At 28.8% G+C, this 11,549-nt stretch carries 9 protein-coding genes; 5 read left to right on the plus strand and 4 right to left on the minus strand.

What is annotated here, in order from left to right:
* Positions 1 to 14: 14 nt before the first annotated feature.
* Complete coding sequence (locus tag V2W16_RS00135; protein ID WP_329379579.1) at positions 15 to 473, minus strand: hypothetical protein; 459 nt, start codon at positions 471 to 473, stop codon at positions 15 to 17.
* Positions 474 to 935: 462 nt separating this feature from the next.
* On the opposite strand from V2W16_RS00135, the gene V2W16_RS00140 reads away from it, so the two are divergent.
* The 5 genes from V2W16_RS00140 (at position 936) to V2W16_RS00160 (ending at position 8,631) form a co-directional block, all read left to right on the plus strand.
* Positions 936 to 2,093 carry a hypothetical protein gene (locus V2W16_RS00140; RefSeq protein ID WP_329379583.1) on the plus strand — a complete coding sequence of 386 codons (1,158 nt, stop codon included), beginning with the start codon at positions 936 to 938 and terminating at the stop codon, positions 2,091 to 2,093.
* A gap of 139 nt (positions 2,094 to 2,232) precedes the next feature.
* Positions 2,233 to 4,122, plus strand: a complete 1,890-nt coding sequence (locus tag V2W16_RS00145; protein WP_329379586.1) for a phage tail protein — start codon at positions 2,233 to 2,235, stop codon at positions 4,120 to 4,122.
* 2 nt (positions 4,123 to 4,124) lie between these two features.
* Positions 4,125 to 4,658 carry a hypothetical protein gene (locus V2W16_RS00150; RefSeq protein WP_329379589.1) on the plus strand — a complete coding sequence of 178 codons (534 nt, stop codon included), beginning with the start codon at positions 4,125 to 4,127 and terminating at the stop codon, positions 4,656 to 4,658.
* 2 nt (positions 4,659 to 4,660) lie between these two features.
* Complete coding sequence (locus V2W16_RS00155) at positions 4,661 to 6,667, plus strand: hypothetical protein (RefSeq protein WP_329379592.1); 2,007 nt, start codon at positions 4,661 to 4,663, stop codon at positions 6,665 to 6,667.
* Entirely contained in the window at positions 6,667 to 8,631 is a 1,965-nt protein-coding gene (locus V2W16_RS00160; RefSeq protein WP_329379595.1) for a DUF859 family phage minor structural protein, read from the plus strand. Before V2W16_RS00155 ends, V2W16_RS00160 begins: the two co-directional genes overlap by 1 nt.
* Before the next feature lie 13 nt (positions 8,632 to 8,644).
* On the opposite strand, the gene V2W16_RS00165 is transcribed toward V2W16_RS00160, so the two are convergent.
* From V2W16_RS00165 to V2W16_RS00175, 3 genes are read right to left on the minus strand one after another with little or no spacing between them, the layout of a single operon-like run.
* Positions 8,645 to 9,691, minus strand: a complete 1,047-nt coding sequence (locus tag V2W16_RS00165; RefSeq protein WP_329379598.1) for a lysylphosphatidylglycerol synthase transmembrane domain-containing protein — start codon at positions 9,689 to 9,691, stop codon at positions 8,645 to 8,647.
* Between the two features lies 1 nt (position 9,692).
* Positions 9,693 to 10,382, minus strand: coding sequence for a polysaccharide deacetylase family protein (locus tag V2W16_RS00170; RefSeq protein ID WP_329379601.1), 690 nt, complete (start codon positions 10,380 to 10,382; stop codon positions 9,693 to 9,695).
* A 13-nt stretch (positions 10,383 to 10,395) separates the two neighbouring features.
* Positions 10,396 to 11,454 carry an MGDG synthase family glycosyltransferase gene (locus V2W16_RS00175; RefSeq protein ID WP_329379604.1) on the minus strand — a complete coding sequence of 353 codons (1,059 nt, stop codon included), beginning with the start codon at positions 11,452 to 11,454 and terminating at the stop codon, positions 10,396 to 10,398.
* Positions 11,455 to 11,549 lie beyond the last annotated feature (95 nt).

The raw sequence follows: 11,549 nt of genomic DNA on the forward strand, positions 1-11,549 counted from the left end.
ATAGCTTTCTTTTTTTAGTTATTATATCTTTTGATGTATTTTATTTGATTTTTGTTTAGCTTAATATTTAAGTATTCAACAATAGAGGCATAATCTAATAGTTTGATATTTGTATTTATATTTTCAAAAGAGTTTTTTAGTGTAAAGCTATATTTTTTATTATTGTCATTAAATACAATATCAATAAATTTTAAAGACTTGATAAAATCTTCATTATTATTTATTTTAATTTTGTCTTTAGATAATATTATATAAATTTTTTCTATATTTTGGTATGTAATAAAACATGTAATGTTAGTATTATATTCAGCAGATAAAATAAGACCCATATCTGTTGCAATAATATAGTATCCGGTACAGGTGCATTTTGAACCGGTCTTAAATTCATAGATTAATTTTAGTAATCTTTGAGATTTGAATTTAGTAATTAAACTTATTATTTCATATGACGAATTAACTTCTTTTGTTTTCATTTGAATTACCTCTTGAAAGAAAGATTCTTATAATAAAATTATAATTAACCGAAATTAAAAATAAAGTATTATATGCGTTTTGTTTAAATACTCGACAAAAAAAAGTCAATTTTTTGTCAATAATAATTATTTAATTTTAAATGATATATTTTTTGTATTAATAAAGGTATTTTAAAGAATAATGATATATTTATATATTAAAATAAAAATTTATAAATGTATATAGATTATTAAAAATTTTTCTTCAAAATGAAGAATTTTTTATTTATAATAAAATTCTTTTATATTTTATTTTGAATTAATAAAAGGATTAATAAATATTATAAATCATAAATATTACAATTTTCTACATATATTTTGAATAAAATAAGTAATATCAAATCTTACAAAAATGTTATTGAATAAAGAAAATAAAATGATAAAATTAAATTATATAAAAGAACGAAATTTAAGGAGGGAATTATGGGTAAAACAAAGGAAGAAAAAAAGATAGAAAAGTTAAAGGAAAGTATTCTTTTGTGGTTTAAAAATATGAAAACATATAAAGAAAAACTATCCACGGAAAGTAATGAAAAAAAGATATCTAAATATAATAAAAAAATAGAATCATATTATAGATTTATTAAAACGGATGTCACAGAATATGTTGATTTGGGAGGAGATATAAATAATATAATATCAGATTTAGATGAAGAAGATAAACTTTTGTTAAATAAACTTTTCCCATGTGGAAATAGTGTCGATAGTATAAAAATGAGAGAAATAGTAGACAAAATAGTATTCAGAATGGACAAGGTAAAGAAGCTAAAACAGAAAATGACATTTGATCCAAATGATGATATAGAAATAAAAGTAAAAAATGATTTATTTAGAGCGTATGAATTTATAGGAACATATATAATGGCTTTGGAAGATAAAAGTCTAAGAAGTTTCTATAATGAATACTGGCAGTATACAAGGGATTATGAAAATACAAAAGATAAATATTTTACAAAAGAAGAACAAGAAATAATAGCAACAGGACTTGAATGTTCAAGGGAATATAACGAATATTTCAAAGAAAAACATAAGTTTGCACTTGGGATTTTAGATAAGATAGAAGAGACAGGAGAAAAGTTAATAGAAGTAGGAGAAAAGATAGGAGACTTTGGAGAGTTGACTCAGGCGAAAGTATGGGTAGATAACTATTATAAAGATGTGTTTCCTCAGATAGTAAAGAATATAGAAGGCGACATAAAAGGAGGGGAGCTTGAAGAAAAATCCAAAGCAATGACAAGAAGATATATAGAATTTATCTTGTCAAAAGAAGAGACTTCAAAAGCAATGGAAGAAAAGCTTTATTATGAAAGAAAAGGAGCTGAAATTATAGAAGAATTAAAAGAGGATTCTCAAAAGGCAAAAGAAAATTTAAAAGGTTTGCTTGGAAACATATCAAGTATAATGATAGATAAAATGGTAAGAGAAATGGAAAAAGAACCATATATAGCCATTTATGATATGGTAAAGGCAAATGAAGGGGAAGAGAGGGCAGCATTTATGTTCTTATATGATAGAGAACCTATAATAGAAAGTAAGATAGAAACATTTTCAAAATACAGTTTTGAAAAATTAGGATTATAAAATATAAAATTAGTTAAAAACATCAAACGAGAGTTTGGTGTTTTTTTTATTACGAATTTTTGAAAGGGGGGGTTGAATTGAAAGAATAAATTAAATAATTATTTTTTTAGCCAAAATGAAAAATAGAAAGGAGAAAAAAATGGCAAATAAAAATATTGGAAATATGACAAAAAATATTACAACATTGGCAGATAATATAACACAGCTTCAAAATAATGTGGGAGTATTAACGGGAGCCGTGGATAATTGTTTGGTAAGTTTTGGCTCTTTTGTTGGAGGTATGGGAGACATTGTAACTTCTGTATCAGAAGGTATTAATGCGGTTAAAAGTATAAAAAATACAATAAAAGATTTATATTCAAGTGTAAATAAGAGTGAGGCTATAAAATCTTTTTCAAATGCAGTATCAGACGGAACAATTAAAGCCGGAAAATATTTAAAAGATTTTAAAGGAGAATTAAATAACAGTAAAATATCTTTTTCGGATTTTGTAAGTGACGGAAAAGGAAATATTTTAAAATTTAAAGATGATATTTCAAAATTAGGAGAGAAAGCTTCGAATAGTTTTTCAAAATTTAAAGAATCAATATCTAATGTTAGTTTTAAAAGCATTAAAGACGGAATAAAGGATCTTCCAAATTTAGTATCAGATAAAATGAGCGCAGCAGGAAATGCACTTACAGCAAATGCAAGTAAGATTGGTTCCATGGCGGGTTCTCTTTTGTCAGGTGGGATTGTTGCTGCTATTGCTTTAATTGTTGCAACAGTTGTTTCTCTTATTGCTATTTTTAAAGAACTAATGAAGTCTAATGAAGAGTTTAGAGATAAAATTACAACGGCATGGAATGGTGTTAAAGATGCTTTTGAGCCTGCAATATTAGCCTTTACGGATTTTAAAGAAGCTATATTTGGTGGAGAAGGAGATGAAATGACTCCATTTGTAGAGGGGGTTTGTTCCGGAATTGAAGGGCTAATAGAGTCTATTACAGAAGCAGTTGGATTAATATCTGAAATTATTGTTGGACTTTTTGATGTATTAATTGAATTATGGGAAGAATATGGACCAATGATAACAGAATATGTAACAGGATTTTTTGATTTTATTTCAGAATTAATTTCAGGAGCCGTTGAAATTGTAAAAGGTGTTTTTGATATAATTGTTGGATTATTTACAGGTAACGGAGAATTAATCAAAGAAGGCTTAGGTTTATTATGGGAAGGTATATGCGGTATATTCTCTGCAGGGCTTGAGTTTGTAGGTTCAATCTTCTCCATGGCATGGGAAGTTATCTGCGGTATTTTCTCTGTTGTGGCTGAATTCTTTGGAAATGTATTCTCAGCAGGCTGGGAAGCAATTAAAAATGCATTTTCCTTTGTTGGTGAGTTTTTCTCGAACGTATGGAGTGGAATAAAGAATGTATTTGCAAAAGTCGGCTCATGGTTTGGAAGCATATTTAAAAGTGCTTGGAATGGAATTAAAAACGCATTTTCCGGATGTGTGAAGTTTTTTAGCAATATCTGGAGCAATATAAAAAGCATGTTCAGTAAAATTGGTACTGCAATAGGTAATGGTATATCAGGAGCTTTTAAGTCTGTGGTTAATGCAGTTATAAGTTTTGCAAGCGGTATTATCAATGGGTTTATCGGTGCCATAAATAGAGCAATCAGATTAATAAATAAAATACCGGGAGTAGAAATTCCCGTAATAGCAAGAGTTTCTTTACCAAGACTTGCAAAAGGCGGTATTGTTGATGCGGGACAAATGTTTATAGCAAGAGAGGCAGGACCTGAACTTGTAGGCTCATTTAACGGAAAAACAGCTGTCATGAACAATGACCAAATTGTTGCATCTGTTTCAAAAGGTGTATATTCTGCTGTAAGCGCTGCTTTTGGCTCAAATATGGTCGGAGGAGATTGGACAATTCAAATAGTTGATAATAACGGCAAAGTGAAATCTCAAGATATTATTACAGCTATCGAAAGAAGAAACAGAAGAGACGGTAAAACTATTATTGCATTGGGGGTATAAAAATGGAAAAAGTTATAATTGAAAAAACATATGAAGAATTTAATAACTATATAAAGGAAGGGCTTGAAAAGATAAAAAATCCCCTTCCTTTTTTAATAGTTGATACGTACGATAAAGAAGGCGTTAAAATGATAAAATACATAGATTTACAGGTTTGCCCTTCATCTTACAGTTGTGCATTAAAAGAGCTTTTATCTTCTGACAGCGGAAGAACGGAAGATACTACTTATAATAAAATGAAGCTTGGTGAATATGTTGAATTATCGGTTTCATACAGGGCAATGAGCAGTAACGACTTAAGCATTGTTCTTAATAATTTTTCGGATGAATATGTAACAATATGTTATTTTGATCCAAAGAAAAACGCATATTTAGTAGATGAATTTTATCTTGGTGAAACAAGCGTGCCTCTTTATAATGGTGCACTTGGATTTTGGGATGGCTTTTCTCTTACACTATCTCAACGAAAAGCCAATACAGATTTTGAAGAGGTTAAAAAAGATGATAATGGGGAAGTTCCAAGTGAGGAGGTTTAAATATGTCATATAAAATTGATAAGAAAACATTTGATAAAGTAATGGAAAATACAAGACAGGGAGTTGACATCTCTGTCTTTTTTTCATCGGCAGTTAATTTACCACCGATAGAAACTCCCAAAAATGGTAATACAGAATTACTTACTGAAGAAACTGTAAAAAATGAAAAAACTTCAATGAATATAACAGAAAAAAATATTATTGCAGGTTCTTTTTCTATTGATAGATATGTTGCAAGTGGGGATAACATAGAAATTGGCAGTGCCATAGCGGCAGAATTAAAAATGACTTTGGATAACCACAAAGGAAATTTTGATGATGTTGATTTTAACGGTGCAAAACTTTATGTAAGGTTAAAAGTTAAAACAGATGACGGGCTTATTTCATATATTCCAATGGGTGTATTTATGGTAGATGAACAGGTTAAAAATCAAACAACCGTAGAACTTACTGCTCTTGACGGTTTAGTAGCTTTTGATAAAGTATTTGATTTTTCTTTATATCCTAAAGGTATGAACATTAGGCAGATACTTTATGCTATTTTTTCAAAATGCGTAAATGATATTTCACCTGATGAATATTTTATAAATCTTGATTTACCTAATCTTGATTATGTCCCAAGTTCTTATCCGGAGGGAGAAGAAATAACCTGTAGACAGATTTTACAATGGATTTGTGAGATAACAGGAAGTTGTGCATATATGGATGCAGAGGGGAATTTGAAATTAGAATTCTATGATTATTTCTTTGTGCCAAATACAACAGAAGTTTTTAATATTACGCCAAATATCAGATATTCATCAGAATACTCAAACACATCTCTTACATTAAATAAACTTGTTGTAAACAGTAAAGACGGTAATGTAACAAAAGAAGTTAAGCTTACAAATGAATATACTTTACCATCTGATACAAGTGAGATTGAAGGTGAAGAAAACAAAGGAGATGAAAGTGTTAATACTCTTCTTTCTTATACTATTGAGGGAAATGAGCTTATTACATCACCTGAAATAGTTGAAAACAAAGAAGATACACCAGATGAGGGTGATGTTTCTGGTGGTGAAGATGGCTCATTAGATTTTACAGATGATGAAGAAGAGGTAATATCATATGATGAAACATATGTAAACAAGGTTATAAATGGTCTTTCTAATATGAAAGTAATAAACTATCTACCTTTTAAAGCTACAACGATATCACTTCCGTTTTTATGGCCTCTTGCAAAAATAGTTTTTACAGATAATATGGGCAATGGGTTTGAAAGTATTGTTACACACCATACTTTTAATTTGAATGGCTCTTCTGAAATTGAAGCAAAGGGGACAACAGAGCAAAAAGCTAGTTATGCTTCAGCAAATCCTCTTACAAAGCATGAATCTAACATAATAAGCAATGTTAAGGAAGAACTTAAAAAAGAGCTTTCAAAAAGAGAAAAAGACATACTTGCTTTAAATAAAATACCAGGGGCAATGCTTGGGCTTTATTCTACATCTAAACGATATGATGACGGCAGTGTTGTTTATTATTATCACAATAAAGAAACATTAAAAGAAAGTAATATTGTATATGAACTTTCGGGGAATGGTTTTAGATGGACAAATAATTACAACGATGAAGAGCCGATTTGGTCCTTTGGTTTAAGTGATGAAGGTTCGTTTATTGCAAATTACATAAGTACTGTTGGGATAAATGCAAAATGGATAAATGTTGAATCAAGCGATGAAGTAAAAGAAAATAATCCTGTTGTTCAAAGTTTCTCTTTAACAGAAACTAATTTAGATGGTGAAAATACTGATTCTTTAGAAGAAACTCAAACAGGAGCGAGTATATATTTAGCAAACGGAAATATTGATTTTAAGGTTGGAGAAAATGTTTCAACTAAGATAAATACAATGGGGCTTGAAACTTCAATGGCAAATATAAATAAAAATTTAAGAATAGGAGATTTTATGTTTGACGGAAGCGAAGGAAATCTCACAATAACATATTTACAAGGAGGAGAAGAATAATGGCAACAATAAAAGGAAATTATGCTTCAAGTAGTTATGATTTATATGTAACTTGTTCTACAAACTCTCAAAGTGTTACAAATAACAGTTCAAGTGTCACTTTTACTTTTGGAATGTATAAAGCAAGCAGTAACTCTCAAAGTTATAATTTAGACTCTCAAACATTTACTTATAAAATAAACGGGGTTAAATATACAAAATCCGTAAGTTTCGATTTTAGAAGTAAGGGGACAGGAACATATAATAAATTATTTTCTGTAACAAAAACCATAGCACATAATGCAGACGGAACAAAGACTGTATCTGTTAGTGCATCTCATCCAACAGGAATAAGTCTTGGAACAGGAAGTTTGTCGGGAAGTTATAAACTTGCGACTATTCCAAGAGCTTCTACTCCTACACTTAGTGCATCGTCAGTAAATGTAGGAAGTAGTGTTACAATTTATACAAATAGAAAGAGTAGTTCTTTTACGCATAAAATAGTATGTGCAATGGGAAGTTATTCAAAGACTATAAGTAATGTTGGAAGCAGTACATCTTTAAGTTTAGATAATTCTTTGGCAGATTATATTACTTCGGCTACTTCGGCAACAATGAAAATAACATGTACTACATATAGTGGCAGTACAAATATAGGAAGTAAGTATGTTAATTTAACTGTAAAAGTTCCAGATACTGATGAATTTAAGCCTACTGTCTCAGGTAATGAAATAACCGGTAATAATACTCTTGAAGGTCTTTTGGTTCAAAATGTAAGTACTATTGATTCTCTAATAACGGCTGATGGAAAAAATAATGCTACGATAAATACATATAAAGTTAATGTTGGAGGAAAAGCTTATTCTTCAACTTCTTCACATATAAAAGGAATTACACTTCCAAATAGTGGGGATAAAATAAATATTGTAACCAGCGTTGTAGACAGCAGAGGGTATGAAAGTACAGCTTTAAACTCAACAATAGCTGTATATCCTTACAGCAATTTAAATATTTCCAATTTTAATGTAAAAAGAGCTGAAGAGAGTAGTGGTAATTCTCTTATTGTAAGTTTTAATGCTGATTTTGCGTCGGTTAATAAGAAGAATACTTTTGAATATGTGTTATATAGAAAATTATTTGGTGCAGAAAAATATGAGGAATTTTTTAAAGGGGTTATTGTCGTAAGTGATGAATTTGAAGAAGGGAAGTTTATAGATGGGAAATATGTGTCTACTGTTGTAACCAATAAAGATAAGGTTTCTGAAAAATTTAATATTCTAATTCCTTTAGATATGGCTACTTTTCCTAATGAAAGTACTTTTGATATAAAAATTAAATATAATGATTTTTATATGAGTTCAGAAGATTATGTATTACTACAAACTGAATTTGTAACTTTAGATTTTAGAAAAGGTGGAAAGGGAATTTCTATCGGGAAATTTTGTGAAGAAGATGCCTTTGAAGTAAATATTCCGGCTGTTTTTCATAAAGGGGTAAAAGGTATAGGTTTACTTGATTATATACATCCTGTCGGTTCGATTGTATACATTAATAATAGCTCTTTTGATCCTAATATAGAATGGGGAGGAAATTGGGAAAGAATAAAAGGTAGGTTTATTTTTGGTGCAGATGATCAAACGTATAAGTTAAATAGTCAAGGAGGAGGATTAAGTCATACCTTAAAAACCGAAGAATTACCAGTCCATTCACATTCTATTACTATAAATAATGCATCATCAAGTGGAAGTATTGGCTCTGTGTTTTCTACTGGGACAACAGGCGGGACATCAGGACCTTTTACACGAACTGTTGGAACAAAAAGAAATTATCAAAAAAGTGATACAACTCCTGTAAATGCATGGAAAAGTGTATCATGGTCATATACTCATAAACATACGGCAACAAGTGCAAATGTAGGAAGTGGAAAGGCTTTTAATATTATACCTGCTTATAAAGCTGTTTATATTTGGGAAAGAATAGAATAAATCAAGGAAACCCTTATGAGGTTTCCTTGATCATGTTGGAGTTTTTAATATAAATAAGTTGAAAAAACATTATTGCCAGTCCTGAAATAAGAACGAATAAATAGAAGTTTATTCCCCTTGAAAGTAACATTGCAGGGCTTGTAAGTGTAAGAGGGAAAATATATTTGAATAGTGATAAAAATCCTCCTTCACTTGCACCCACTCCGCCTGGTAATGGAAGAGCCATTACAGATGAATAAAGTACAGCTTGTATTGATATTATTTGTATAAAATTAAACTGTGAAAGTCCGAAAGATTTATATACAAAGAATGTTACAGAATACATTGCTGTTAGTTGTATAAATGTAATCATTAAAGTTTTTATAAGTGCTTTTTTGTTGTTTTTTATGTATTTTGCGCCGCTTGCGTATTCTTCAAGTTGTTCTTTTGATTTTTCTTTAAATCCTTCAATATTTTTGTATTTTAGTTTTGTTAAAATTTTTGTTGCAAAATTTAATAATTTCTCCATTAATCTTCTATTAAAAAGTGCACATATAATAAACAAAAATGCAATTATATTTATTGTTATTCCTATAAATAAAAGATATTTTATGCTTCCTATTTTTTCCATAAAGAAATTCATATTAAGAAAAAAACCAAGAAGAGAAATAATTACAGTATTGATTTGAAAACTTGCAAGTTCTATAAGTAAAGCTACTATACTGTGTGATATTTCTATGTTATCTTTTTTCATAAAATAAACCTGCATAGGTTGTCCACCTGATGCTGATGGGGTAATTGAACTAAAGAAAAATCCTACAAGGGCATATTTTATTCCTTTTATAAGTCCTACATTATATCCCAGTATATTTAAGTTTCTAAGTATGTTTATTCCTTCACAGCTTATAAATATACACATGGCTATAATGGCAAGTAGTATATAGTTTGTATTTACGTCTTCAATAGTCTCAATTATTGATGTTAAATTTGAATCTTTAAACAACATATAAGACGTAAGAATAAGCATTACTACAAAAAATATTGTAGATTTAAAAATATTTTTTATTTTATTATCCTTCATTTTATTCTCCGGTTGTTTTAAAAATGTATCCTTCATTTTTCCATTTTGGAAGAATTTCTTTTAATGCTTCTATTGTTCTTTTTGGAGCACCATCTCTACCTCGTCCGTCATGGAGGCAGATAATATCATTGTTCTTTACTCTTTTTTCAAGTTTATTTTTTATTATTTCACTTGTCGTGTTTTTTTGCCAATCTTCTGCCATAACATCCCAAAGGAAAGGTTTTAAATTATAGGACTTCATAAGGTATATCATTGCCCAGTTGAATTGTCCCCAGGGAGGTCTGAAACTTGGGTTTTTTACGCCTAGATTATTTAAGGTATTTATTCCTTTTTGAAAGTTCGTTTTGGTTTTTAGAGGATGTTGTATGAGTGCGCTTTTGTGTTCATACCAATGAAGTCCTATTTTATGCCCTTCTTCTTGCATTCTTTTTATTATGTTAGGATTATTTTTTGCAAATTCACCTACTACAAAAAAGGATGCTTTGATGTCATTTTCTTTTAAAATATCAAGAAGTTCCAAAGTATATTTTGGATCCGGGCCGTCATCGAATGTAAGGTATATATTTTTACCATTATTTGTTATATTCTTTTTTTCTATTTTATGTTTTATCTTATAAACATAAGTTGGAATTATTCCGTATAAAATTATTAATGATATGAATATTAATATAGTATAAAATAAAATTTTCATATGTCTTTCACCTTTAAGCAGATATAATAGTTTCTAAATAATCGTTTTGAGTTTCTTTTTTTATTCTTCTCATATTTTCTTTCATTTGATTTAATCTTTTTTCATCATTGATTAACTCTATTACATCTTTTGATATGTTTTCTTTTTTCTTCCATTTAATCATTCCAATATCATTTTTTTCTATATATAAAGCATTTCCAACTTCTTGCATTAAGAAAGGATGTATTATATATAAAGGACAAAGTGCGTGAATTGCTTCAAATGTTGTTATTCCGCCTGATTTTGTTATTATTAGGTCAGCTTTATTCATATATTTATGAACATCATTTGTAAATCCCACTACATTAATATTAGGAAATTTTTCTTTCATCTTATTAAACATTTCTTTATTTTTTCCGCATATTAATGTGACATTGATAGAGTCGTTTTCGTTAAAAGTTTTTAAAATATCTTCTATTCCAGGTATTAATCCAAGTCCGCCACCCATAATTAATAATTCTTTTTGTTTTTTCCCTTTAATTATTTTTAGGTTTTTGAATGATTGTTTTACAGGTATACCGGAAATTAGTATTTTTTCTTCTTCAACACCTTTTCCAATTAATTCAATTTTAGTTTCTTTACTTCCTACAAAATATAAATTTGTTCCTTTGCCTAACCATTCGTTATGTGCTGAAATATCAGTTATATATGTATATAAAGGTATATTTATATTTTTTGTTTCTTTATATAGTGATATATATTTTGATGCAATTGGTATTGTTGAGATAATTACATCTGTATTATATTCTTCTATTAATCTATCTAATTTTTTAACAAGTGCTTTCTTTAATGGTATTGTTTCATTGTAATTTCCCGCTGTTTTATTAAAAAAGTTATATACTGTTGAAAACTTACTTGTTAGATGATTAAATCCTGAGTAAATTAAATTTGCCCATGATGGGAAAAGATAATCTACTACATCAACAATGTAAACATTGGAATTATTATTTTTTAATTTAAGTTCTTCCTTTATTGCATTTGCTGCGGATATGTGTCCCATTCCGAAGCGAGCAGTTAAAATTAATGTATTCATTTTTTCCCTCTCTTTTATATGATATGTAATTTATTTTTTAATTTCTTTAAACACAATATATCATAAAAAAAGCCTTAAAAACGGAACTTAAGAGA

The sequence above is a fragment of the Anaerofustis butyriciformans genome (assembly GCF_036289385.1).
Classification (GTDB): Bacteria; Bacillota; Clostridia; order Eubacteriales; family Anaerofustaceae; genus Anaerofustis; species Anaerofustis butyriciformans.

Excerpts from the sequence above, each read along its gene's own strand:
- V2W16_RS00135 (WP_329379579.1), bottom strand. The coding sequence starts at position 473 with ATGAAAACAAAAGAAGTTAATTCGTCATATGAAATAATAAGTTTAATT.
- V2W16_RS00140 (WP_329379583.1), top strand. The coding sequence starts at position 936 with ATGGGTAAAACAAAGGAAGAAAAAAAGATAGAAAAGTTAAAGGAAAGT.
- V2W16_RS00145 (WP_329379586.1), top strand. The coding sequence starts at position 2,233 with ATGGCAAATAAAAATATTGGAAATATGACAAAAAATATTACAACATTG.
- V2W16_RS00150 (WP_329379589.1), top strand. The coding sequence starts at position 4,125 with ATGGAAAAAGTTATAATTGAAAAAACATATGAAGAATTTAATAACTAT.
- V2W16_RS00155 (WP_329379592.1), top strand. The coding sequence starts at position 4,661 with ATGTCATATAAAATTGATAAGAAAACATTTGATAAAGTAATGGAAAAT.
- V2W16_RS00160 (WP_329379595.1), top strand. The coding sequence starts at position 6,667 with ATGGCAACAATAAAAGGAAATTATGCTTCAAGTAGTTATGATTTATAT.
- V2W16_RS00165 (WP_329379598.1), bottom strand. The coding sequence starts at position 9,691 with ATGAAGGATAATAAAATAAAAAATATTTTTAAATCTACAATATTTTTT.
- V2W16_RS00170 (WP_329379601.1), bottom strand. The coding sequence starts at position 10,382 with ATGAAAATTTTATTTTATACTATATTAATATTCATATCATTAATAATT.
- V2W16_RS00175 (WP_329379604.1), bottom strand. The coding sequence starts at position 11,454 with ATGAATACATTAATTTTAACTGCTCGCTTCGGAATGGGACACATATCC.